The organism is Phytohabitans aurantiacus (assembly GCF_027923225.1).
Classification (GTDB): domain Bacteria; phylum Actinomycetota; class Actinomycetes; order Mycobacteriales; family Micromonosporaceae; genus Phytohabitans; species Phytohabitans aurantiacus.
Genome location: NZ_BSDI01000026.1, coordinates 82,404 through 105,613 on the forward strand (window position 1 = coordinate 82,404; position 23,210 = coordinate 105,613).

Below are 23,210 nucleotides of genomic sequence, written 5' to 3' on the forward strand. Positions count from 1 at the left end.
CCCTTGATCGGCGCGGAGAAGGCGCCGAACGGCGCCACCCGCTCGAAGACCCACCCACTTCCGCGAGGAACGCGCGATCAAGGGCATTTGCATGGATCAAGGGCAAACGCACGCGGAAAAGAGATCCAACCACGTGCGTTCGCCCTTGATCGGCGCAACCGGCGTGGCGACACGCCGCACCGCGCTCGCCGCGCGGCCCCCGCGCGCAGATCAGAGATCCAACCACGTGCATTCGCCCTTGATCGGCGCGGAGAGCGCGGGCAACCACGCGCAGAGCGCGGAACCACGCGGAGAGCGCGGGCAACCACGCGGAGAGCGCAGGCAACCACGCGGAGAGCGCAGCGAGCCATGCGCAGAGAGCGCGACAGCCCACCCGAGAAACGCGGAGGCAGATCTTGGGGTGCGGCGCTTGTCACAGTGATCCGCGAGCTAGCGGTTTGCCGGCGGCTCCACACCCCTGACAGGCTGGGAAGGAGCGCGTTTTCGCAGGTCAGGCACCATCCGGCAAGGGTTGTCGCGCATAGTACTCGCCAAGCCGCGTAGATGCACCCGCATTACATGCGCCGACATTCTGTGCATGGACATCTGATGCACGTGCATCTAATGTTCCCGACGTGTCTATCACCGAAGCCTCCACCGGTCCGGCGCGCGCCGCGACCGCGACCATCCCGTCGACCGCGCACGAGCCAGCCGCACAGCGCTGGACGCCTCGGCTCTGGGGTGTGCTCGCGGTGCTGTGCACCGTGCTGTTCCTCGATGGTCTCGATGTTTCCATGGTTGGTGTGGCGCTGCCGTCCATCGGCACCGACCTGGGCATGTCGACCACCTCGCTGCAGTGGATCGTCAATGGCTACGTGCTGGGCTACGGGGGCCTGCTGCTACTGGGGGGCCGCACCGCGGACCTCCTCGGGCGGCGCAAGATCTTCCTGATCGCCCTCGCGGTCTTCGCCGTCGCCTCGCTCGTCGGCGGACTTGTCGACGACGGCACGCTGCTCATCGTGACCCGGTTCGTGAAGGGTCTCGCCGCCGCGTTCACGGCGCCGACCGCCATGTCGATCCTCACTACGACGTTCCCCGAGGGCCCCGCCCGCAACCGCGCACTGTCGATTTTCACGGTCTTCGGCGCGAGCGGTTACTCCTCCGGCCTCATTCTCGGTGGCCTGCTCACCAGCCTGGGGTGGCGGTGGACGTTCCTCATCCCCGTACCGCTGGCGCTGATCGCCCTGGCCGCCGGCCTCGCGTTGATCCCGCGTGACCGGCCGGCCGCTGGTGGCGGTCACGACCTGGTCGGCGCGGCCACGCTGACGGGCGGCATGCTGCTGGCCGTGTACACGGTCGTCTCCGCACCCGACCGCGGCTGGCTCGACCCGGTCACGCTCGGATCGGCACTGGTCGCGGTGGCCCTGCTGGTCGCCTTCGTGGTCACCGAGAACCGGATCGCGCACCCGCTGATCCGCCTCGGCATCCTGCGGGTGGGTTCGATCGTCCGGGCCAACCTGAGCATCGTCGCCCTCATGGGCTCGTACCTGAGTTTCCAGTTCATGATGACGCTGTACCTGCAGAACACCCAGGGTTGGTCGCCGCTGAAGGTGGCGCTGGCCCTGCTGCCCGCCGGGCTCCTGGTCGCGTTCACCTCGCCCTTGATGGGTGGGCTCATCAACCGGTACGGGACGCAGCGGCTCATCAACACCGCGATGGCGTCGCTGACCCTCGGGTACGTGTGGTTCCTGCTGACCTCGGGCACGGTGCCGCACTACCTGGTGACGGTCCTGCCGACCATGCTGCTGCTCGGTGGCGGGTTCGCGTTCGGGTTCAGCTCGATCATGTCGCAGGCCACCGAGGGCATCGACGACTCGGAGCAGGGGCTGGCCGCCGGTCTCGTGCAGACCTCCGGCCAGGTCGGCGCCGCGCTGGTGCTGGCCGTGGTCACCGCCCTGGTCACGGTGACCGGGCCGGCCGCGGCGACGGCTGACTTCGGCCAGTACCACCCGGGGATCAACCTGGTCACGGGCGTCGCGCTGGCCGGCCTGCTGTTGAACGTCGTGCCTCTTCTGAACCGCAAGCGGCGCCTCGCCGCCGCTTAACCAGAAGCCGCCGCCTGATCCACCAAGAAGGCCGCCGGGTCGTCAGACCCGGTGGCCTTCCGCGTGTACAAGGCCCTCCGTCTGCACAAGGGTCGCCACGTAGTACGGGGCGTCGGTGGCGTCGAGCGCGGCCAGCTCCCAGCCGGTGCCGGCGAGCAGCTCCGACAGCTCGTCGACCGAGCAGACCAGGTAGTCGAACCAGTCCGTGGCCAGGTCGCGGTAGCGCAGCCGCAGCCGCAACTGCCCGCCGAACCGGCCGCGCTCGCGGTTGCGCTTGTGGTAGCCGACCTGGACCGGGTCGGTGGTGCCGTACGGGTCGGTGCCCTGCGCGATCACCCGCGCCCCCGGACTGGCCATCCGGGCGAGCGCGGCGAGGAACGCCGGCGCCCGCTCGCGCCCTTCCAGCAGCCCGAGGTTGTTGCCCATCAGCAGGAACGTGTCGTATAGCTGGCCAGAAGCGGCGTGCTCCTCGACGGTGGCGTGTGCCAGGTCGCGGACCCCCCGCGCGCGGGACACGGCGATCGCGCCGGGCGAGATGTCCAGACCGGTCACGGGCACGCCGCGCTCCTGCAACGCCAGCGCCGCCCGCCCGGCACCCACGCCGATGTCCAGCACCCTTCCGTGTACCAGATCCAGCGCCCGCCGGTCGTGTGCCGGCCACAGGTCCGGCTCGGCCAGGTAGCCGTCCGCCATCACCCCGGTGATCAGCCCGTCGTCGCGCTCGACGATCTCGATCACCGGCCGCGGCAGCCGGCCGCCGGCGAGCGGGCGCACGCCCACGCCCCTCGCCACCGCGAAGGCATCGCGCACCACGGCGCCGAACACGTCTCCGACCAGCGGGCCTGTCACCACGTGCCAACGCTATACGAAAACGTTGCTATCGATATCTATCTATGCAAGACTGGCGGGTCATGAGGCGTTTCACGCTCGCCGTGACCGCGGCGCTAACGACCACTTTCGTCGCATTCGCGGCCGCCGGCGCGCACGCCGCCCCGCGGACGTCCCGGGTCACCAACCCCTATCTGGGCGCCCGGGTCTACGTCAATCCAGAGTGGAGCGCCAAGGCGCTCGCCGAGCCCGGCGGCGACCGGGTCGCACACCAGCCGACCGCGGTGTGGCTCGACAGCATCGCCGACGTCCAGGGGCTGGCGGCACACCTCGACCGGGCGGTCGCCCAGACGGCCAGGCGCCCGACGGTCGTGCAGCTCGTGCTCTACAACCTGCCCGGGCGCGACTGCGGGCGGTTGGCGTCCGGCGGCGAGCTCGGCCCGGGCGACCTGCCGCGGTACAAGGCGGAGTTCATCGACCCGATCGCCGGGCTCCTCGCCCGGCCCGCCTACGCCAACCTGCGGATCGTCACGGTCATCGAGCCCAACTCGCTGCCCAGCCTTGTCACCAGTACGGGCACGCGGTGGAACGCGACCGTCCTCTGTAACGCGATGGCGGCCAACGGCGGCTACGTGCAAGGGATCGGGTACGCGCTCGCCAAGCTCGGCGCGCTGTCCAATGTGTACAACTACGTCGACGTGACGCACCACGGCGTGATCGGGTGGCCCGACAACCGGGCGCCCACCATCGCCTTGTTGCGGCAGGCCGCCAGCGCGTCCGGCAGCATGCCCGCCTACGTGCGCGGCTTCGCCACCAACACGGCCAACTACTCGGCACTGCGGGAGCCGTTCGTCGCCGTCGACGACCGGACCCGGACCACGCGCTGGATCGACTGGAACCACTTCAACGACGAGCTGACCTTCGCACAGGCGCTGCGCGGCGAGCTCGTCGCGGCCGGCTTCTCCCCCGATATCGGCTTCCTGGTCGACACCTCGCGCAACGGGTGGGGCGGCTCCGCCCGGCCAACCGCGCCCAGCACCTCGCTGGACCTCAACAGGTTCGTCGACGAGTCCCGGATCGACCGGCGCTTCATCAAGTCGAACTACTGCAACCAGGCGGGCGCCGGCCTCGGCGAGCGCCCCGCCGCCGCGCCCGCCGTGGGTGTCCACGCGTACGCCTGGATCAAGCCGCCGGGCGAGTCCGACGGCGCCAGCACCAACATCCTCGACACGCCCTTCGACCGCATGTGCGACCCGACGTACACCGGTCCGCCGCGCGGCAGCAGCATCCACACCGGCGCCCTGCCCGCCGCGCCGGCCGAGGGTGCCTGGTTCCCGGCTCAGTTCCAGCAGCTCATGCAGAACGCGTACCCGCCGCTGTGACGATCTCGGCGAGTACCGCCGGGGCGATGTTGCGGCCGGAGACCACGGCGACGGCGCGTCCACGGGTGGCGACGCGCCCGGCGAGGACGGCGGCGACGGGTGCCGCGGCCGCACCTTCGGCGATGACGCCGCACCGCGTCGCGAGGAAGCGGATCGCGTCCCGGATCTCGTCTTCGGTCACGGTGAGCAGCTCGTCGACGTACCGGGAGACGAGGTCGATGGTGACCGAGCCGGGCTCGATGTTCCCGGCGGCTCCGTCCGCGAGCGTGGCGCCGACCTCGATCGGCACCTGGTGTCCCGCCGCGACCGCCGCCGCCATCGCCGCCGAGGCCGCCGGCTCCACGCCGACCACCCGTACGTCCGGCCGGGTCGAGGCCCACAGGCCCAGCCCGGCGGACAGCCCGCCCCCGCCCACTCCACAGACGACGGTCAGCGGGCCAGGGAGCTGCTCGGCGAGCTCGACCCCGATCGTCGCCTGCCCGGCGATCACGTCCGGGTCGTTGTACGGGGAGACGAAGTGGGCGCCCCGCGCGGCCAGTTCGAGGGCGTGCCGCTCGGCGTCGTCGTAGCGGGTGCCGACCTGTACGAGGTCGACGTCGAAGCGGCGGATGGCGGCGACCTTGACGGGCGAGGCGGTCGCCGAGGTCACCACGGTGGCGCGCCGGCCGAGCACGTGGGCCGCGAAGGCGACGCCCAGCGCGTGGTTGCCGGCCGACGCGGTCACCACCGGCACGTCCGCGTCCACCGTGGACAGTGCGGCCAGCGCGCCGCGCACCTTGAACGAGCCGGTCGGTTGCAGCCCTTCGAGCTTCAGAGCCAGCTCCGGCATGCCGGCCGCGACCGGCGTCCGCTCCAGGTGCTGCGCGACCGCACGGGCGGCACGGTCGATGTCGGCGAGGGTGGGCGTGCGGACCGCTCGGATCGTCATGGTCATGCGCTGAGCGTGGCAGCTACCCGAGCCCCGAAGAAGCCGTCGCTTACTGCGCTGAGCGTAAGCTCGCCTTATGCTCGACCCTCGCAAGCTGCGGATTCTCGTCGCGGTCGCCACCAGCGGTTCGATAGCCGGCGCCGCGTCCGTCGCGGGTTGCAGTGCGGCGGCCGCCTCGCAGCAGCTGTCGGCTCTGGAGCGCCAGACCGGTGCCCAACTGCTCGAACGCTCGGCCCGCAGCGTGCGGCTGACCGCCGCCGGTGAGCTGCTCGTCGAGCACGCCACGCGGATACTGGCCGACCTGGAAGCGGCCGAGCAGGCGGTGACGGCCACCGCCACGCTTCAGGGCGGGCGGCTGCGGATGGCCTCGTTCGGCACGGCGGCGGCCCGGCTGTGCATGCCCGCGCTGGCAGCGTTCGCCCGGCGGTACCCGAAGGTGGCGGTCACCTTTCACGAGGTGGAGCCCGAGCAGTCCGTGCCCGCTGTCCGGGCCGGCGAGTTCGACCTCGCGGTCACCCACCAGTACGCGAGATTTCCGGAACCCGACCTGCGTGGCCTCGCGCAGACCCACCTGCTGACCGATCCGCTGCTGCTCGCGGTGCCCGCCCGGCTGCGCCCCGCGGACGCCTCGCCGGTGTCGCTGCGCGACTTCGCGGGCGCTGAGTGGATCGCGACCTCGCCCACCGAGGGGTTCCAGGCGATCGCCGAGATGGTCGGCCGCGCCGCCGGGTTCGAGCCGAGGGTGACCTGCCGGGCCGACGACTACAACGTCATCCTGGACCTGGTCGCGGCCGGCCTCGGCGTCGCCCTGGTTCCCGAGCTTGCCGTCGCTCCCCGCGCCGGCGTCACCGTACTGCCGATCGCCAACCCGCCACGCCTCGCGCGGACCATCCACGTGACGACCCGCTCCGCCGACACCTCACCCGCAGTGGCCGAGATGGCCCGGCTGTTGATCAGACGGCGTCACCGGGACGCGGCTCCGTAACGAGCGCACGCAGCAGATCGCGCAGGGACTCCTGCTGGCCGCCGTCCAACGCGGTCAACGGTGACTGCCTGCCGAGTCGCTCGACGGCGGCGGCGCGAACCCGCTGCCCGTCTGACGTGAGCACGATCCGCTTCGCGCGCCGGTCGGTCGGATGCCGCTGACGCTCGATGAGCCCTTGCTGCTCCAGCCGGTCGAGCACGAACGTCGCGTTCGAGGGCTCGCACGCCATCCGCACCGCGAGCTCCCGCGCGGTGATCGGTTCGGAGAGCTCGCGCAGGGCGATCACCTGCGACGGCGTCAGGCTCAGGTCTTCGGCCACTCGTCGCACGTGCACGTCGAGCCGCTGGACGAACTTGTGTATCAGCTTGCACACGTCCCGATCGAGCTGCGCATCCGTCGCCACATCCGCCTGGCCTGCCACGCCAGCGAGTCTAGCGCCTTACTTCGAACTGTGATAGTTCTAGTTCACATCATTCAAGCTCGAACTACCTGGGGGTTCTGGGCGATGCCTTTGCCCATTTTCTCGCTCATGCTCATGGTCTTCGGCCTCACGACCGGTGAGTTCGTCATCGCGGGCATCCTGCCTGACGTCGCCGCGGACCTGTCTGTCTCGGTCGCGGCGACCGGCCTGCTCGTGACCGCCTACGCGGTCGGCATGATCGTCGGCGGTCCCTCGATCACCGTCCTGACCGCACGCGTAGCGCGGAAGCCGCTGATCGTCGCCCTCATCGCGGTATCCGTCATCGGCAACCTCGGTTCGGCGATCGCGCCGAACTACCCTGTCCTGCTGGCTTCGAGGTTCGCCGCCGGCTCCGTCGTGGCCACCTTCTTCGCCGTGGCGATCGCGACCGCGATCTCGATGTCTCCGCCCGACAAGCACGCCTCCACGGTGGCCAAGGTGGCGCTGGGCATGAACCTCGGCATCGTCCTCGGCACACCGATCGGCACCGTCATCGGCCACAACGTGGGCTGGCGGGCGACGTTCCTGACGGTCGCGGCGGTCAGTGTCGCGGCGCTGCTGCTGGTGCTGCGCTTCGTACCCGACCAACCCGCCGCCACCTCGGGGCCGGTACTGAGCGAACTACGGGTGTTCGGCGATCGCCGGGTCCAGTGGGCGCTCGCCCTCACCGCACTGGGCAACCTCGGCGTCATCACCGTCTTCACATACATCGCGCCGCTGCTGACCGGCGTCAGCGGATTCACCGCCGACGCCGTCGCGGTGCTGCTGCTCGTGTACGGGGTCGGCGCGGTCGCCGGTAACTTCCTCGGCGGTTGGCTGGCCGACAAGGCGCTGATGCCGTCGCTGATCGGCTTGCTCGCCGCCCTCGCCGGTGTCCTGGCCCTGTTCTGGCTCGTCGGCGACAGCAAGGCGACCGCGACGATCATGGTCTTCGCCACCGGCGTACTGGCCTTCGCCATCATCCCGGGCATGCAGGCACGCGTCCTCACGACCGCCCGTTCGGCGCCGACCTTGGCGATCGCCGTCAACGCCTCCGGATTCCAGCTCGCCGCGGCTTTCGCCGGCTGGCTGGGCGGCCGAGTCATCGACAGCGGCCTCGGCATGCGCTCGCTCTACCTCGTCGGTGCCGCGCTGACGGTTACCGGTGTGGCCGTCGCGGTCCACATCCTGCGCCGGGACCGAGCGGCGCTCCGGTACGGCGAAGGCACCGCGCGGGATCGCACGGTGCCTTCGCGGTTCGCCAGTAGGCGGATCAGACCAGTTCGAAGCGGTCGAGGTTGGCGACCTTGACCCACGCGGCGACGAAGTCACGCACGAACTTCTCCTTCGCGTCGTCGCTCGCGTAGACCTCCGCAAGCGCCCGCAGGACCGAGTTCGAGCCGAAGACCAGGTCGACGCGGGTGGCGGTCCACTTCACCTCGCCCGTGGCGGTGTCGCGGCCCTCGAACGTCTCCTCCTCGTCCGAGGTCGCTTCCCACGTGGTACCGAAGTCGAGCAGGTTGACGAAGAAGTCGTTGCTCAACGTCTCCAGCCGCTCGGTGAACACGCCGTGCTTGGACTGCTGGGTGTTGGCGTTCAGCACCCGCAGGCCACCGACCAGCACGGTCATCTCCGGGGCGCTCAGCGTCAACAGCTGGGCCCGGTTGACCAGCAGCTGCTCGGTCGGGCGTACCTGGCCCTTGCCGAGGTAGTTGCGGAAACCGTCGGCGGTGGGCTCCAGTACCGCGAACGACTCCACGTCGGTCTGCTCCTGCGTGGCGTCGGTGCGCCCCGGCGTGAACGGAACCTCGACGTCGACCCCGGCGTTCTTGGCGGCCCGCTCCACGGCGGCGGCACCGCCGAGCACGATCAGGTCGGCGAGCGAGACCTGCTTGGCGCCAGCGGTCGCGTTGAACCGCTGCTGGATCGTCTCCAGGGTCCGCAGGACCTTCGCCAGCTGGGCCGGGTCGTTGACCTCCCACTCGTTCTGCGGCGCGAGGCGGACGCGGGCGCCGTTGGCCCCACCGCGCTTGTCGGTGCCGCGGAACGTCGACGCCGACGCCCACGCGGTGGCGACCAGCTCGGCGATGGACAGGCCCGAGCCGAGGATCGTCTCCTTGAGAGCGGCGATGTCATCCGCGCCGACCAGCTCGTGCGTCACCGGCGGGACCGGGTCCTGCCAGATCTGCGGCTCAGCGGGGACCTCGGGGCCCAGGTACCGGGCGATCGGGCCCATGTCGCGGTGGGTGAGCTTGAACCACGCCTTGGCGAAGGCGTCGGCGAACTCCTGCGGGTTCTCGTAGAAGCGGCGCGCGATCGGCTCGTAGATCGGGTCCACGCGCAGGGCGAGGTCGGTCGTGAGCATCATCGGCGCGTGGCGCTTCGACGCGTCGTGTGCGTCCGGTACCAGATCGCCCGCGGCCGGATCGGTCGGCTTCCACTGCTTCGCGCCGGCGGGGCTCTCGGTCTGCTCCCACTCGAAGCTGAACAGCGTCTCGAAGAAGCTGTTGTCCCACGCGGTCGGCGTGGGCGTCCACGCGCCTTCGAGTCCGCTGGTGATGGTGTCGCCACCCTTGCCGGTGCCGTGGGCGTTCTTCCAGCCCAGGCCCATCTCCTGGATCGGAGCGGCCTCCGGCTCCGGACCGACGTTCCGGTCGGGGTTGGCGGCGCCGTGCGCCTTGCCGAACGTGTGACCGCCGGCGATGAGCGCCACGGTCTCCTCGTCGTTCATCGCCATCCGGCCGAACGTCTCCCGGATGTCGCGGGCGGCCGCGAGCGCGTTCGGGTTGCCGTTGGGGCCCTCGGGGTTGACGTAGATCAGGCCCATCTGCACCGCGCCGTACGGCTTGGCGAGCTCGCGGTCGCCGCTGTAGCGCTTGTCGCCGAGCCAGGTGTCCTCGGTACCCCAGTTGACCTCCTCCGGCTCCCAGACGTCGGCGCGGCCGCCGGCGAAGCCGAAGGTCTTGAAGCCCATCGACTCCAGCGCGACGTTGCCCGCGAGGATCATCAGGTCGGCCCACGAGATCTTCTTGCCGTACTTCTTCTTGACCGGCCACAGCAGGCGCCGCGCCTTGTCGAGGCTCGCGTTGTCCGGCCAGCTGTTCAGCGGCGCGAAGCGCTGGTCGCCGGAGCCGCCACCGCCACGGCCGTCGCTCGTGCGGTACGTGCCGGCGCTGTGCCACGCCATCCGGATGAACAGCGGCCCGTAGTGGCCGTAGTCGGCCGGCCACCAGTCCTGCGAGGTGGTCATGACCTCGTGGATGTCCGCCTTCACCGCGGCGAGGTCAAGGGTCTTGAACTCGGCGGCGTAGTCGAAGTCGCCCATCGGGTCACCGGCGGGCGGGTTCTGGTGCAGGACGCTCACGTCCAGCTGGTTGGGCCACCAGTCACGGTTGGACCTCGCCTTCGGCGGGCGCACGGGGGCCTCGCCCGAGATGAGGCCATTGTTCTCACTTGCCACGTTGCTCTCCTTAGGCGGTAAATCAGATGCTTGCTGAGCTGGTACAAGCCGGGCACCGGCCCCAGTACACAACCTCGGCCTCGTCGATCACGTAACCGCGATCGTCGGACGGGGTCAGGCAGGGCGGCTCACCGACGGCGCAGTCGACATCGGCGATCGCCCCGCAGGACCGGCACACGACGTGATGATGGTTGTCACCGACCCGCGACTCGTAGCGGGCCACGGAACCGGCCGGCTGGATGCGCCGCACCAGACCCGCGGCGGTCAACGCCCGCAGGACGTCATAGATCGCCTGCGTGGACACCTCACCAAGATCCTTACGAACTATGCCGACAATGCTGTCCGTGTCTGCGTGGGGATGCTCGTGCACCGCTGTCAGCACCGCGACCCTGGGTCGGGTCACGCGCAGAGCAGCCTCCCGCAGCAGGGGCTCAGCATCGAGCGTAGATCGCACCGGACGAGTATGGATCACTTTTCTGGAATCAGTCAAGAAAATCTTCTGGAGTCACTCAAGAAAATTCCCCGCCGATTGCGGAGGCGTGGGAAGCTTGTCGATATGACGGCGCAATCGACGGCGCGGGCATCCGCTCCCGGTCCGGCCGGGCATCCGTTTCTGGGCATGGCGCCCGCCTTCAAGCGCGACATGCTGGGCACGCTGATGGCCGGCTTCCGCGACCACGGCGACGTCGTCGCGTACCAGTTCGGGCCGCGCTGGGGGCGGCCACCGCTGAGCGTCGAGGTGATCATGGCCCACCACCCCGACGCCGTCCACGAGGTGCTCACCACCGGCCGGACCTTCAGCCGCCGCACGACCGGGTTCCAGGTGCTCACCGAGCTCATCGGCACCGGCCTGCTGACCAGCGACGGCGACGTGTGGCTGCGCCAGCGCCGCACGCTGCAGCCGCTGTTCACGCCGCGCCGCGTGGCCGGATACACCGAGCTGATGACCGCCGAGGCGGCGCGCATCGCGTCCGAGCCCGGCGTCGAGTCGGGCTCCACTGTGGACCTGCACCAGCTCATGCAGCTGTACACGCTGCGGGTGGTCAGCCGGGCGCTGTTCGGCGACGACGTCGACGAGGCGGTGCCCGAGCTGCAACGGCTCGTGCCGGTGCTGGGCGACCTCGCGCTGGCACGCGCCCTGCAGGTGGTGCGGCCGTCGCTGCGCTGGCCCACGCCCCGGGCCCGCCGGATCGTGCGAGCGCGCGCGGAGCAGTACGCGATCGTCGACCGGATCATCGCCAAGCACGCCAGCCGCGGCGCCGGCGAAGACGGCGACAACATGCTCAGCCGGCTGGTCGCCGCCCGCGACCCCGAAACCGGCCAGCCGCTGTCCGCGGCGGAGATCCGCGACCAGGTGCTGGTGTTCCTGCTCGCGGGTCATGAGACCACCGCGGGGGCGCTGACCTTCACGCTGTACCTGCTCGGCAGGGACCCGGCGGCGCAGGAGCGCGTCGCGGCGGGCGACCCGGGCCTGATCCGCGCGGCCCTGATGGAGGGCATGCGGCTGTACCCGCCGGCGTACAGCACCGAGCGCCTCGCCGACGTCGACACCACGCTCTCCGGCTACCACGTGCCGGCCGGCACCAGGGTGATGCTCTCCTCGTACGTCACGCACCGGCACCCGGAGTTCTGGCCCGACCCGGATCGCTTCGACCCCGACCGGTTCACCGGCGGGCACGACCGGCCCCGGTACGCGTACTTCCCGTTCGGCGGCGGGCCGCGCAGCTGCATCGGCGAGCACTTCGCGCTGCTGGAGGCGGCTGTACTGCTGCGCACGGTGCTCGCCCGGTACCGGATCGAGGCGCTAGACGAACGCCTCCCCCTCACACCGATGATCACCCTCCGCCCCGCCGAACCAGTCCGCGCCGTCCTACACCCGCGCTGACCCCTGTTGCCGGTTGTTGGCACGATCGTGGGCATGGATCCCGTGTCGGCAGCGAGCCACCTCATGACCGCGCGGGGCCGCCAGGACCCGTACCCGCTCTACGCGGCCCTGCGCGCACACGGGCCCGTACTGCACCTGGGCAGCCAGCTGATCGTCACCTCGTACGAGCAGGCCAGCGCGGTGCTGCGAGACCCGCGGATGCTGGTGGCCGACCGCGACATGCTGCGGCGCCAGCTCGGTCCGGCGTACGCGGCCCGGCCGTCGCAGGCGCTGCTCACCGACTCGGTGCTCAACACCAACCCGCCCGACCACCGGCGGATGCGTCAACTGGTCAGCGGCGCGTTCACGCCCCGGCGGGTGGCCGGGCTGCGCGCCGCGATCGACGCGCAGGCCGCGCGGCTGGCCGACCGGCTCGACAGCGGCGGGCCGGTCGACCTGATCGAGGAGTTCGCGGTGCCGCTGCCGCTCGCGGTCATCTGCGAGCTGCTCGGCGTGCCGGAGTCGGACCGCGCCTGGTTCCGGCCGGTGGCGGTCGACTTCGCCGGTGCCGTCGAGTACGCGGCCAGCGCCGAAACCGCCAAGCGCGCCGACGATGCCGCCGCCCAGCTGCGCGACTACCTGATCGGCCTGGTCGCCGACCGCCGGCGCAGCCCCACCGACGACCTGACCAGCCAGCTCGCCACCGCGGCGGCGTCGGACAGCGCTGCCCTGTCGGGCACTGAGCTGCTCGGCAACCTGGCGCTGCTACTGCTCGCCGGGCACGAGACGACGACCAACCTCATCGGCAACGGCGTGGCCGTACTCTTCGATCATCCCGCCGCGATGGCGCGGCTGCGCGCGGCGCCCGACCTGGCACCGGCCTATGTGGAGGAGTTCCTGCGCTTCGACGCCCCGGTGCAGGTCACCAGCCGGGTGCCCGCGACGGCCATGACCGTCGGCGACGCCGCGGTCGACGGGAGTGTCGAGGTCACGGTGCTGCTCGGCGCGGCCAACCGCGACCCCGAGAGGTTCGCGGCGGCCGACACGTTCGACCCGGCGCGTTCGGACAACGCGCCCCTGTCGTTCGGCGCGGGCGCGCATTTCTGCCTGGGTGCAGCTCTTGCCCGGCTCGAAGCGCAGATCGCGTTTCCGCTGCTGCTGACCCGCTTCCCCAAGCTCCGCCCGGACGGCGCCCCGGTGCGCCGCGACCGCCTCGTGCTCCGCGGCTACGCGCACCTTCCGGTGCGTGCCGGCTGAGTCAGGCGTTCTGGACGACCTCGAACTCCAGCAAGGAAGCGCCGGAGGCGACCGGCTTGGCGCGGGCGCCCGCGTGCGCCTCCTTGGCCGGGCCGTTGGTCCACGCCTGGAACGCCTCCTCGCTCTCCCACTTCGTGTAGACGAAGTAGCGGCTCTCCCCCGCGACCGGGCGCAGCAGCTCGAAGCTCAGGAAGCCGGGCTGGTTCTCCACTGCGTGCAGCCGCGCGGCGAACCGCTTCTCCAGCTCCGGGCCGGCGCCCTCGGGGACCTCGATCGCGTTGATCTTCACAACCGCCATGGCTTTACCGTAGCTTGGCCGCCCCGACGTACGCCGCGAGGTGCTTGCCGGTAAGGGTCGAGCGGTCCTTGACGAGCTCGGCCGGGGTGCCCTCGAAGACGATCCGCCCGCCGTCGTGACCGGCTCCCGGACCCAGGTCGATGATCCAGTCGGCGTGCGCCATGACCGCCTGGTGGTGCTCGATGACGATGACGGACTTGCCGGAGTCGACGAGCCGGTCGAGCAGGCCCAGCAGTTGCTCGACGTCGGCGAGGTGCAGGCCGGTGGTCGGCTCGTCGAGGACGTAGACGCCGCCCTTTTCCGCCATGTGGGTGGCCAGCTTGAGCCGCTGCCGCTCGCCGCCGGACAGCGTGGTGAGTGGCTGGCCGAGGCTGAGGTATCCGAGGCCGACGTCGGCGAGCCGGTCGAGGATGGCGTGGGCGGCCGGGGTGCGGGCCTCCCCGGTGCCGAAGAACTCCTCGGCCTCGGTCACCGACATCGCGAGCACCTCGGCGATGTCGCGGCCGCCCAGCGTGTACTCCAGCACCGCCGCCTGGAACCGCTTGCCCTCGCAGTCCTCGCAGGTGGACTCGACGGTGGCCATGACGCCCAGGTCGGTGTAGATGACGCCGGCGCCGTTGCAGGTGGGGCAGGCGCCCTCGGAGTTGGCGCTGAACAGTGCCGGTTTCACGCCGTTGACCTTCGCGAACGCTTTGCGGATCGGTTCGAGCAGGCTGGTGTACGTCGCCGGGTTGCTGCGCCGCGAGCCGCGGATCGCGGCCTGGTCGATCACGACCACGCCCTCGCGGCCGGCGACCGAGCCGTGGATCAGCGAGCTCTTGCCGGAACCGGCGACGCCCGTGACCACGCACAGCACGCCGAGCGGGATGTCGACGCTCACGTCCTGGAGGTTGTGGGTCGACGCCTTGCGGACCTCCAGCGCGCCGGAGGCCGGACGCACCTCCTCCTTGAGCTTCGCGCGGTCGTCAAGGTGGCGGCCGGTGATGGTGTCGGAGCCCCGCAGGCCCTTCACGGTGCCCTCGAAGCAGACGGTGCCGCCCGCCGTGCCGGCGCCGGGACCGAGGTCGACGACGTGGTCGGCGATCGCGATCGCCTCCGGCTTGTGCTCGACGACGAGGACCGTGTTGCCCTTGTCGCGCAACTGGAGCAGCAGCTCGTTCATCCGCTGGATGTCGTGCGGGTGCAGGCCGATCGTCGGCTCGTCGAAGACGTACGTGACGTCGGTGAGCGACGAACCGAGGTGGCGGATCATCTTGGTGCGCTGCGCCTCGCCGCCCGACAGCGTGCCCGACGGCCGGTCGAGGCTGAGGTAGCCGAGCCCGATCTCCGTGAAGGACTCCAGGCTGTGCAGGAGCTTGCCGAGCAGCGGCGCCACGGACGGCTCGTCGAGGCCGCGGACCCACTCGGCCAGGTCGCTGATCTGCATCACGCACACGTCGGCGATGTTCTTGCCCTTGATCTTCGAGGCCCGGGCCTCCGCGGCGAGCCGGGTGCCATCGCAGTCGGGGCAGGTCTGAAACGTCACCGCCCGCTCCACGAACGCGCGGATGTGCGGTTGCATCGCGTCGACGTCCTTGGACAGGTACGACTTCTGGATCTGCGGGATCAGGCCCGAGTACGTCAGGTTGATGCCCTCGACCTTGATCTTCGTCGGCTCGCGGTAGAGCAGGTCGTGCAGCTCCTTCTTGGTGTACCTGCGGATTGGCTTGTCCGGGTCGAAGTACCCACAGCCCCGCAGGAGCCGGCCGGTCCAGCCCTCCATGCTGTACCCGGGGATCGTCAACGCGCCCTCGTTGAGCGACTTGCTGTCGTCGTACAGGGCGGACAGGTCGAAGTCGTTGACCGAGCCCATCCCCTCGCAGCGCGGGCACATGCCGCCGAGCCGGGTGAACGTCGCCTTCTCGGCCTTCGTCTTGCCGCCGCGCTCGACGGTGATCGCGCCGCTGGCCTTCACCGAGGGGACGTTGAACGAGTACGCGTTGGGCGGGCCGGCGTGCGGCTTGCCGAGCCGGCTGAACAGGATGCGCAGCATGGCGTTGGCGTCGGTCACCGTGCCCACCGTGGAGCGTGCGTTGGCACCCATCCGCTCCTGGTCGACGATGATCGCGGTGGTCAGCCCTTCGAGCACGTCGACCTCGGGCCGGGCGAGCGTCGGCATGAAGCCCTGCACGAAGGCGCTGTAGGTCTCGTTGATCATCCGCTGCGACTCGGCGGCGATCGTGCCGAACACCAGCGAGCTCTTGCCCGAGCCGGACACGCCGGTGAACACCGTCAGCCGGCGCTTCGGTATCTCGACGCTGACGTCCTTCAGGTTGTTGACGCGCGCGCCCTGCACGCGGATCAGGTCGTGGCTGTCGGCACGGTGCGGCATCGTCACTCCATCTATCCGTACGGGTTCAGCGCATCACGCTAACCGCGGCGCGGTGACCAGCGCTTCTCGATTCCTGATCGGTCTGGGCACCTGTTTCGCCACCCCCGCGATGCTGCCACACGTCTCGATCTACCGGGCCCGGCCCGGTCGCTGTCACCGGCGCGCGGTCGCCAGGTACGCCGATGTTTGCAGGGCGGCTGCCGCGACGCCGGCGGTGACCGCGTTGCGCGGCACCGGACTGGCCTCGATCCGCACGCTGGACGGCCAGCGCCGGCGCGCGAGTTCCTCGCGGGCGGCCGGCAGCAGCCAGCGGCCCAGCCCGCCGACGACCCAGCCGTTGAGCGCGACCGCGTCCGGGTCGATGACGCTCACCAGCCTCGCGATCCCGATGCCCAGGTGACGGCCGGTGGCGTCGATCACCGCGGCCGCCGCGGGATCGCCGTCTCGAATGGCGCGGCCGAGTTCCCGGACCGTCGCCTCCGGAGTGTCGCGGGCGAGCCGGCTACCGGGGGCCAGTTCGCGGACGGTCTGGAGGATTCCGGGCGCGCCGAGGTACGACTCCACGCAACCGCGCCGGCCGCACGAGCAGGGCCGGCCGTCGAGTACCACGGTGGTGTGACCCCAGCCGCCGGTCGTGGCCAGCGGCGCGCCACCGACCAGCACGGTGGCGCCGGCGCTGTCGGCCAGCGTGACACTGACCAGGTTGGCGGCGTGGCGGCTGGGTCCGAGCCACAGCTCACCCACCGCCGCGGCGGTCGCGGGCTCGGCCACGTGCACGGGTGCCGGCAGGACCGCCGGGTCCAGCCAGGCGCGGTGCGGCCCAGCGGGTGCGGCGATGCCCACGCCGGCGAGCCGGCCGGCGTCGATCCCCGCCTGAGCGAGCGCGGCGGACACCACCCGCGCGAGGTCGCGCCGGCTTGTCGCGGGAACGATCCGCTGGGTACGCGGCTCCAGCGCCAGGTCGTACACGTCGATGTGGATGCTGCTCGCGCGGACCTCGACCCCGACGAGCGCGCCGCGGCGGGCGTCGACGGTGATGCGGCCGCGCGGGCGCCCGCCATCCGACTCCTCGTACGAGGTCTCCCGCACCACCCCGGCTCGTATCAGCTCCGCGACGATGTTGGACGCGGTGGCCACGCTGACGTCCGCGCGGGCCGCGAGGTCGCGCCGCGTGGCCGCCCCGGCCGCGTAGATCTCACGCAGGACGGCCAGGCGGTGGGCCTTCCGGATGTTCCGCATGCCGCCGGCGGCGCCCGCGGCACGGGGGCGGAGCTGATGCGCCATTGCAAGCCTCCGTTACCGTTAACGTGAACGGTAACGGAGGATCTCCTCACGCGCTACTCCTGCCTGACGGCGCTGGGCGGGCGTCCCGTGTGCCGCCTGTACTGCCGGCTGAAATACGCGACGTCGATGTACCCGAGGGTCGCGGCGATCTGCGTGACCGTCATGTTCGTCTCGGTCAGCAGTTCGTGAGCGCGGGCGAGCCGGACGTTGATCAGATATCGGGCCGGGGTCAACCCGGTGTAGGCGATGAACCGGCGGGTGAACTGCGCGCGGGACAGCGCCGCCAGCCGGGCGAGCTCCGTCACCGTCCAGCGCCGGCTCGGGTCCTGCCGCATCGCCTCGGTGATCCGGTCCAGCTCGGCGTCGACCGGGCCGAGCGGTTCGTCGGTGGCCTCCTCGTGCAGCAGGCACAGCAGCTGTTCCAGGCAGAGCTGGCTGTGCCGGGCGCCCAGCGGCCCGCCGCGGCGGAAGCTGCGGTCGCACCGGCGCGCCAGCGCACCGAGCAGCGTCATGTCCTGCACCCGTACCGGCCCAGGGGGCGGCAGCTCACCAGCCTCGATGTCGAAGTGCATGCCGAACACCAGCAGCCGCCGGTGCGGGTCGTGCCTGGCGATCGGGGCGTCTCCGGGGCGGAACACCGCGCAGCTGCCCGGCCCGAGCTGCTCCTGGCGGCCGTCCAGCGTCAGCTCGCCGACGCCGTCCATGACGCACCACAGCAGATGGTCGTGCAACGGGCGGGAGTGCCAGAACCAGCCGGGCTCGCACCGCCAGTACGTGGGCGGCGAGTTGAAGCTCAGCTGCGTCAAAAGTGCAACTCCTTGCGTGTCGAAGCACCAGCCATCAAGGCCCTGCAGCTCCGATGCTTTCGTTCATGAGCGATTCTTTCAAGGACACCTTCGACCGGGACGGCTACGTGGTGGCCCGCGGGCTGTTCGGCACGGCGGAGGTGGACCAGCTGCGGGAGCACTACATGACGCTGCGTAGGCGCGGCTCCTACGAAAGGGATCTCGTCGGCGTCGATCCGACCAGCCGGGACCCGCTGCGCCGGTACCCCCGGATGGCGCAGATGCACCGCTGGGACGACACCTCGCTGCGCTGGCTGCTCGACGCCCGGCTGCGCGACGCGCTGGTCGCGCTGGTCGGCTCGGACCCGTACGCGGTGCAGACGATGCTGTACTTCAAACCGGCCGGCGCCCGCGGCCAGGCCCTGCACCAGGACAACTACTACCTACGGGCCGATCCCGGCACCTGTGTGGCCGCGTGGATGGCGCTCGACCGCGCCGACGAGGCCAACGGCTGCATGCTCGTCGTGCCCGGCAGTCACCGCTGGCCGATCCTGTGCGTCGAGAAGGCCGACACCTCGGTCAGCTTCACCGACGTGACCGTGCCGCTGCCGCCCGGACAGCCCGTCGAGCCCGTGGTGATGGAGGCCGGTGACGTGCTGTTCTTCAACGGCTCACTGGTGCACGGCAGCGCGCCGAACTCCACCACCGACCGGTTCCGGCGCGCCCTGATCGGCCACTACATCCAGGGCGACGCGCAACAGGTCGCCACCTACTACCACCCCGCCCTGCGCATGGACGGCACGCCGCTGGAGCTCGAGGTCAGTCCGGGTGGCGGCGCCTGCGGCGTGTGGACCGACGGCGAGATCGCGCTGACCGGCCACCAGACGATCGGACGCAAGCACGAGTAGCCCTAGCGTGGGCGCCTCTTCTGCTGGTCGCGCTCCGGGCGTACCGTCGCCTTCCTGCCCCTGATCGCGCTGTGCCGCAGTGCCGCGACCACCTCGCGCACAGCGCCCTCCGGCACCTCCACCAGGGAGAACCGGTCGGTGATCTCGATCGCGCCGATGTCTCGCCCGCTCAGGCTCGACTCGCCGGTGATGGCGCCGACCAGGTCTTGCGGGCGGACACCGGCGCTGCGACCGATGCCGAAGAACACCTTCGCCATCCGGCGGTCCGCGGTGCGACCGTGGCCGGGGCGGCGATCGCCGTCGCGGCGTTCCGGCCGCCCCTCGAAGGCCCGTTGCGAGACGTGCGGGATCTCCACCTCGTCGTCGTCGGTGCCGCCCTCCGCCTCGTGGGCCAGCTTCACCGCGGCGAGCGCCACGTCGACGATGTCGAACTCGTCCGTGAGCGTGTCGATCACGACGCGGAAGCGCTCCAGGTCTTCGCCGAGCAGGCTCTCCCGCAGGGCGGCCCGGGTCAGCTCCAGGCGCCGTGCCCGCAGGTCGGCGACGGTGGGAATCTTCTCCACGACGATCCGCTGGCCGGTCGCCCGCTCGATCGCCTTCAGCATCCGGTGCTCGCGCGGCTCGGCCAGGGTGATCGCGACGCCCTCCCGCCCGGCGCGCCCGACCCGCCCGATGCGGTGCACGTACGCCTCCGGCGCCGACGGGACGTTGTAGTTGACGACGTGGGTGAGGTGCTCGACGTCCAGCCCGCGTGCGGCCACGTCGGTGGCGATGAGCAGGTCGGCGGTACCCGCGCGCACCCGCCCCATGACGCGGTCGCGCTGCTCCTGGCCCATCCCGCCGTGCAGCGCCTCGGCACGGTAGCCGCGCCCGTTCATCGTCTCGGTGAGCTCGTCGACCTCTTCCCGGGTGCGGCAGAACACGATGGCCGCCGAGGGCGCCTCGACGTCCAGGATCCGCCCCAGGGCGGCCGGCTTGTGGGCACGGGCGACCACGTAGGCGCTCTGCCGCACCAGCGGTGCCTCACCCTGGGCCACCGGCTCGCGGCCCATCTCGATGCGGACCGGGTCGCGCAGGTGCCGCCGGGCGATCGCGTCGATCCGGGAGGGCATCGTGGCCGAGAACAGTACGGTCTGCCGGGCCTCGGGCGTCTCGTCCAGGATCGCCTCGATGTCTTCGGCGAAGCCCATGTCGAGCATCTCGTCGGCCTCGTCGAGCACCACGGTCGCGACCGCCCGGAGGCTGAGCGTGCCGCGGCCGATGTGGTCAAGCGCCCGCCCCGGCGTGGCCACCACGACGTCGACGCCGCGCTCCAGCGCCTGCAACTGCCGGCCGATCGGCTGCCCGCCGTAGATCGGGAGCACCCGCACGCCCAGGTCCCGGCCGTACCGGTGGAACGCCTGCGACACCTGCACGGCCAGCTCACGCGTGGGCACCAGGACAAGCCCCACCGGATCGGTACCCTGCTCGCCGGCGGCCAGCCGCTGCAGCACCGGCAACGCGAACGCGGCCGTCTTTCCCGTGCCCGTCGCCGCCTGCCCGAGCAGGTCACGCCCCTCTAGCAGCGGCGGGATCGCCTCACCCTGGATCGGCGTGGGCTCCTCGTACCCCAGGCTGGACAGCGCCCGCAGCAGCTCTTCCCGAAGCCCCAAATCAGCGAAGCTCGCCGAATCCATCTCCCACCTTCGTTCCCGGTTCTTCGTTACGCGGTTCTGGGCAGCTCTCGGTCCCGCTACTCGAACGGGGACGGATCGCCGGCTCCCCGTCGCAGGACCACCGGCTCGGATTGTGACAGGTCGACGACGGTGGTCGGTTCGATACCGCACTCGCCGGCGTCGAGGATCACGTCGAGGGCGTGGTCGAGGTGCTCCCTGATGTCGTCGCCCCGGGTCATCGGCTCGTTCTCCTCGGGCAGGATCAGGGTGCTCGACATGAGCGGCTCGCCGAGCTCGGCCACCAGCGCCTGTGCGACGGTGTGCCGCGGGATGCGTACGCCCACGGTGCGTTTCCGGGGATGCATCAGCTTGCGCGGCACCTCCGGCGTGGCCGGCAGGATGAACGTGTAGCTGCCCGGCGTACACGCCTTGACCATGCGAAACACCGAGTTGCTGATGTGCACGAACTGGCCCAGCTGGGCAAAGTCGTGGCACACCAGCGTGAAGTGGTGCCGCTCGTCCAGCTGACGGATCTTCCTGATCCGGTCCAGGCCGGCGCGGTTGCCCAGCTGGCAGCCGAGCGCGAAGCACGAATCCGTCGGGTACGCGATCAGCCCACCGTCGCGGACGAGGTCGACGACCTGCCGGATCGTCCGGGGCTGCGGGTTGTCCGGATGCACCTCGAAGTATCGCGCCACGGCCTGAGCGTAGTGGCGCTTTCCTCCGGTCCACGCGACGCGCCAGGCAGGATGGTCATGTGGTGGATGCGGTGATCTTCGACCTTGACGGCGTACTCGTCGACTCCGAGCCGGTGTGGGAAGAGGTCCGGCGGCGGTACGTCGCGGACAACGGTGGGCAGTGGCAGCCCGACACCCAGCGCCGCCTCATGGGTATGAGCACCGGCGAATGGGCCCGCTATCTCAGCGGCGAGCTCGGCGTGCGCCGGACCGCGGAGCAGGTCGCCGCCGAGGTGGTCGAGCAGATGGTCGACCGGTACGCGACCCGGGTGCCCCTGGTGCCGGGCGCGGACGGCGTCGTGCGCGAGCTGGCCGCGCGCTGGCCGCTCGGCCTGGCCAGTTCGTCGCCGCCGCGGCTCATCTCGGCCGCGTTGGACGCCGCCGGGCTCGCCGAGACGTTCGCGGTGACGCTGTCGACCGAGAACGTGCCGCGCGGCAAGCCCGCGCCGGACGTGTACCTGGCCGTCGCGGACCAGCTGGGCGCCGACCCCGCCAGCAGCGTCGCGGTCGAGGACTCCTCCAACGGGATCCGGTCGGCCGCCGCCGCGGGCATGCGGGTGATCGCGGTACCGCACCAGCAGTACCCGCTGGACGACGACGCGCGCGGACGGGCGGCGCTCGTGATCGCGGCGATCGGCGAGCTGACCCCTGAGGCGGTTCTGGGGTGATTCAGGGGGTGAACCCGGATATCCACGACCGCTCGACGGCGAAATCATCGAGGTAGTGCGATCCGGCGACAGGGGAGGCATCGATGATGCGCACGACGGGGGTTGGCCGGCGACTCGTGGTGGGAGTCGCGATCCTGGCGATGGCCGGGGCCGGGGCGGCGTGCGCCGCCGACGACACCGAGCCCGCCGCTCCGGCGGAGTCGAGCGGCTCACCACACGCCGGGCACGGCAAGCTCTCACCGCCGGTGGAGAAGCCGCTGCGGACCGGTGAACGCTTCGTCGAGCTGGCGATGCCGCGGCCGTACACACCGGTCGCGCCGAACGGGGGCACCGATGAGTACCGTTGCTTCCTCGTGGATCCGGGACTGTCCACAAAGGCATACTTGACCGGCAGCCAGTTCCTGCCGCAGAACGCCGACATCGTGCATCACGCCATCTTCTTCCGGCTCTCGCCGGTGGGTGTGAAGGAGGCCCGGCAGCTCGACGAGCGCAGTCCCGGCGAGGGCTGGCAGTGCTTCGGCGACTCCGGCGTCGACAGCGAAGGCGAGGGCGCGTGGGTGGCCCACTGGGCGCCCGGCGCCAACGAGGTGCTGCTGGGCGAGGGTCTCGGATACGAGATGCCGCCCGGCTCGCAGATGGTCATGCAGGTGCACTACAACCTGCTGGCCACGGACGGCAAGGCGGGCGGCACCGATCAGTCCCGCATCAGGTTGCGCCTCGCCGACGACAGCACCCGCATGACCCCGCTGAACACATTCCTGGCGTCCGCACCGATCGAGCTGCCCTGCACCCCGCAGGAGAGCGGCCCACTCTGCGACCGCGAGACCGCGATCAAAGACGTGACCAAGCGATTCGGCGAGGACGTCGGCTCCACCGCCGGAGCACTGGTCGAATGGTGCAGCAAGGGAAAGCCCGCACCCGGGCCCACCCAGCACTGCGACATCCCGGCGGAGGAAGCGGCCACCATCTACGCCACGGCTGGGCACATGCACCTGCTGGGCCGCTCCATCAAGGTCGAGCTCAACCCGGGTACGGCCGGCGCGACCACGCTGCTGGACGTGCCGCAGTACAACTTCGACGACCAGGCCATCCGTCCGCTGGCCGCGCCCGTGAAAGTCAAGCAAGGCGACACCATCCGGGTAACCTGCACCCACGACGCCGGCCTGCGCCGGATGCTCCCGCAGCTTCAGAAACTGCCACCCCGGTACGTCGTGTGGGGCGACGGCACCAGCGACGAGATGTGCCTCGGGTTGCTGATCGGCACCCGCTCGTAGGGG

General features: G+C 70.9%; 20 protein-coding genes. 9 read left to right on the forward strand and 11 right to left on the reverse strand.

The window, feature by feature from the left end; genetic code table 11:
- Positions 1–614: 614 nt before the first annotated feature.
- A complete protein-coding gene (locus tag QMG73_RS24790) occupies positions 615–2,084 on the forward strand; it encodes an MFS transporter (RefSeq protein WP_281899484.1) in 1,470 nt (489 codons plus the stop codon).
- A 42-nt stretch (positions 2,085–2,126) separates the two neighbouring features.
- On the opposite strand, the gene QMG73_RS24795 is transcribed toward QMG73_RS24790, so the two are convergent.
- On the reverse strand, positions 2,127–2,933 hold the full coding sequence (locus QMG73_RS24795) for a class I SAM-dependent methyltransferase (RefSeq protein WP_281899546.1): 807 nt from the start codon (positions 2,931–2,933) through the stop codon (positions 2,127–2,129).
- 62 nt (positions 2,934–2,995) lie between these two features.
- Between QMG73_RS24795 and QMG73_RS24800 the strand changes: the two genes are divergently transcribed.
- Positions 2,996–4,294, forward strand: coding sequence for a glycoside hydrolase family 6 protein (locus QMG73_RS24800; RefSeq protein ID WP_281899485.1), 1,299 nt, complete (start codon positions 2,996–2,998; stop codon positions 4,292–4,294).
- Here QMG73_RS24800 and QMG73_RS24805 read toward each other — a convergent pair.
- Positions 4,266–5,228 carry a threonine ammonia-lyase gene (locus QMG73_RS24805; protein ID WP_281899488.1) on the reverse strand — a complete coding sequence of 321 codons (963 nt, stop codon included), beginning with the start codon at positions 5,226–5,228 and terminating at the stop codon, positions 4,266–4,268. The genes QMG73_RS24800 and QMG73_RS24805 overlap by 29 nt on opposite strands.
- Positions 5,229–5,298: 70 nt before the next feature.
- Here QMG73_RS24805 and QMG73_RS24810 point away from each other — a divergent pair, with 70 nt between their 5' ends.
- The gene (locus tag QMG73_RS24810; RefSeq protein ID WP_281899490.1) at positions 5,299–6,207 is read left to right on the forward strand and encodes a LysR family transcriptional regulator; all 909 of its coding nucleotides are present in this window, start codon (positions 5,299–5,301) and stop codon (positions 6,205–6,207) included.
- On the opposite strand, the gene QMG73_RS24815 is transcribed toward QMG73_RS24810, so the two are convergent.
- Complete coding sequence (locus QMG73_RS24815; RefSeq protein WP_281899492.1) at positions 6,176–6,628, reverse strand: MarR family winged helix-turn-helix transcriptional regulator; 453 nt, start codon at positions 6,626–6,628, stop codon at positions 6,176–6,178. The genes QMG73_RS24810 and QMG73_RS24815 overlap by 32 nt on opposite strands.
- An 84-nt stretch (positions 6,629–6,712) precedes the next feature.
- Between QMG73_RS24815 and QMG73_RS24820 the strand changes: the two genes are divergently transcribed.
- Positions 6,713–7,957 carry an MFS transporter gene (locus QMG73_RS24820; protein ID WP_281899494.1) on the forward strand — a complete coding sequence of 415 codons (1,245 nt, stop codon included), beginning with the start codon at positions 6,713–6,715 and terminating at the stop codon, positions 7,955–7,957.
- Here the strand turns inward: QMG73_RS24820 and katG are convergent.
- Positions 7,920–10,106 (reverse strand): catalase/peroxidase HPI, encoded by a 2,187-nt coding sequence (katG, locus tag QMG73_RS24825; protein WP_281899495.1) that lies wholly within the window; start codon positions 10,104–10,106, stop codon positions 7,920–7,922. The two genes, QMG73_RS24820 and katG, sit on opposite strands and share 38 nt — an antisense overlap.
- A gap of 22 nt (positions 10,107–10,128) precedes the next feature.
- Positions 10,129–10,560: a Fur family transcriptional regulator gene (locus tag QMG73_RS24830; RefSeq protein ID WP_281899548.1), complete on the reverse strand. Its 432-nt coding sequence runs from the start codon at positions 10,558–10,560 to the stop codon at positions 10,129–10,131.
- A gap of 102 nt (positions 10,561–10,662) precedes the next feature.
- On the opposite strand from QMG73_RS24830, the gene QMG73_RS24835 reads away from it, so the two are divergent.
- Together QMG73_RS24835 and QMG73_RS24840 are read left to right on the forward strand one after the other, a co-directional pair.
- A complete protein-coding gene (locus QMG73_RS24835; protein WP_281899497.1) occupies positions 10,663–11,991 on the forward strand; it encodes a cytochrome P450 in 1,329 nt (442 codons plus the stop codon).
- 33 nt (positions 11,992–12,024) lie between these two features.
- Positions 12,025–13,227: a cytochrome P450 gene (locus tag QMG73_RS24840; protein WP_281899498.1), complete on the forward strand. Its 1,203-nt coding sequence runs from the start codon at positions 12,025–12,027 to the stop codon at positions 13,225–13,227.
- 1 nt (position 13,228) lies between these two features.
- Here the strand turns inward: QMG73_RS24840 and mhuD are convergent, their stop codons facing one another.
- The 4 genes from mhuD to QMG73_RS24860 all read right to left on the reverse strand — a co-directional run bounded on the left by mhuD (position 13,229) and on the right by QMG73_RS24860 (position 17,986).
- Positions 13,229–13,525, reverse strand: coding sequence for a mycobilin-forming heme oxygenase MhuD (mhuD, locus tag QMG73_RS24845; RefSeq protein WP_281899500.1), 297 nt, complete (start codon positions 13,523–13,525; stop codon positions 13,229–13,231).
- A gap of 4 nt (positions 13,526–13,529) precedes the next feature.
- Positions 13,530–15,896, reverse strand: a complete 2,367-nt coding sequence (locus tag QMG73_RS24850; protein ID WP_281899502.1) for an excinuclease ABC subunit UvrA — start codon at positions 15,894–15,896, stop codon at positions 13,530–13,532.
- A gap of 153 nt (positions 15,897–16,049) precedes the next feature.
- Positions 16,050–17,180: an ROK family transcriptional regulator gene (locus tag QMG73_RS24855; protein WP_281899503.1), complete on the reverse strand. Its 1,131-nt coding sequence runs from the start codon at positions 17,178–17,180 to the stop codon at positions 16,050–16,052.
- 53 nt (positions 17,181–17,233) lie between these two features.
- The gene (locus tag QMG73_RS24860) at positions 17,234–17,986 is read right to left on the reverse strand and encodes an AraC family transcriptional regulator (RefSeq protein WP_281899505.1); all 753 of its coding nucleotides are present in this window, start codon (positions 17,984–17,986) and stop codon (positions 17,234–17,236) included.
- Positions 17,987–18,051: 65 nt separating this feature from the next.
- Here QMG73_RS24860 and QMG73_RS24865 point away from each other — a divergent pair, with 65 nt between their 5' ends.
- A complete protein-coding gene (locus QMG73_RS24865; RefSeq protein ID WP_281899507.1) occupies positions 18,052–18,873 on the forward strand; it encodes a phytanoyl-CoA dioxygenase family protein in 822 nt (273 codons plus the stop codon).
- 2 nt (positions 18,874–18,875) lie between these two features.
- Here the strand turns inward: QMG73_RS24865 and QMG73_RS24870 are convergent, their stop codons facing one another.
- Both QMG73_RS24870 and QMG73_RS24875 read right to left on the reverse strand, forming a co-directional pair.
- Positions 18,876–20,549 (reverse strand): DEAD/DEAH box helicase, encoded by a 1,674-nt coding sequence (locus tag QMG73_RS24870; protein ID WP_281899508.1) that lies wholly within the window; start codon positions 20,547–20,549, stop codon positions 18,876–18,878.
- Between the two features lie 56 nt (positions 20,550–20,605).
- Complete coding sequence (locus QMG73_RS24875; protein ID WP_281899510.1) at positions 20,606–21,226, reverse strand: L-threonylcarbamoyladenylate synthase; 621 nt, start codon at positions 21,224–21,226, stop codon at positions 20,606–20,608.
- Between the two features lie 59 nt (positions 21,227–21,285).
- Here QMG73_RS24875 and QMG73_RS24880 point away from each other — a divergent pair, with 59 nt between their 5' ends.
- Complete coding sequence (locus tag QMG73_RS24880) at positions 21,286–21,933, forward strand: HAD family hydrolase (RefSeq protein WP_281899511.1); 648 nt, start codon at positions 21,286–21,288, stop codon at positions 21,931–21,933.
- A gap of 83 nt (positions 21,934–22,016) precedes the next feature.
- Positions 22,017–23,207, forward strand: coding sequence for a monooxygenase (locus tag QMG73_RS24885; protein ID WP_281899513.1), 1,191 nt, complete (start codon positions 22,017–22,019; stop codon positions 23,205–23,207).
- Positions 23,208–23,210 lie beyond the last annotated feature (3 nt).

Coding starts and splice junctions, on each gene's coding strand:
- QMG73_RS24800 (WP_281899485.1), top strand. CDS start 2,996: ATGAGGCGTTTCACGCTCGCCGTGACCGCGGCGCTAACGACCACTTTC.
- QMG73_RS24805 (WP_281899488.1), bottom strand. CDS start 5,228: ATGACCATGACGATCCGAGCGGTCCGCACGCCCACCCTCGCCGACATC.
- QMG73_RS24810 (WP_281899490.1), top strand. CDS start 5,299: ATGCTCGACCCTCGCAAGCTGCGGATTCTCGTCGCGGTCGCCACCAGC.
- QMG73_RS24820 (WP_281899494.1), top strand. CDS start 6,713: ATGCCTTTGCCCATTTTCTCGCTCATGCTCATGGTCTTCGGCCTCACG.
- QMG73_RS24835 (WP_281899497.1), top strand. CDS start 10,663: ATGACGGCGCAATCGACGGCGCGGGCATCCGCTCCCGGTCCGGCCGGG.
- QMG73_RS24840 (WP_281899498.1), top strand. CDS start 12,025: ATGGATCCCGTGTCGGCAGCGAGCCACCTCATGACCGCGCGGGGCCGC.
- mhuD (WP_281899500.1), bottom strand. CDS start 13,525: ATGGCGGTTGTGAAGATCAACGCGATCGAGGTCCCCGAGGGCGCCGGC.
- QMG73_RS24850 (WP_281899502.1), bottom strand. CDS start 15,896: ATGCCGCACCGTGCCGACAGCCACGACCTGATCCGCGTGCAGGGCGCG.
- QMG73_RS24855 (WP_281899503.1), bottom strand. CDS start 17,180: ATGGCGCATCAGCTCCGCCCCCGTGCCGCGGGCGCCGCCGGCGGCATG.
- QMG73_RS24865 (WP_281899507.1), top strand. CDS start 18,052: ATGAGCGATTCTTTCAAGGACACCTTCGACCGGGACGGCTACGTGGTG.
- QMG73_RS24870 (WP_281899508.1), bottom strand. CDS start 20,549: ATGGATTCGGCGAGCTTCGCTGATTTGGGGCTTCGGGAAGAGCTGCTG.
- QMG73_RS24885 (WP_281899513.1), top strand. CDS start 22,017: ATGATGCGCACGACGGGGGTTGGCCGGCGACTCGTGGTGGGAGTCGCG.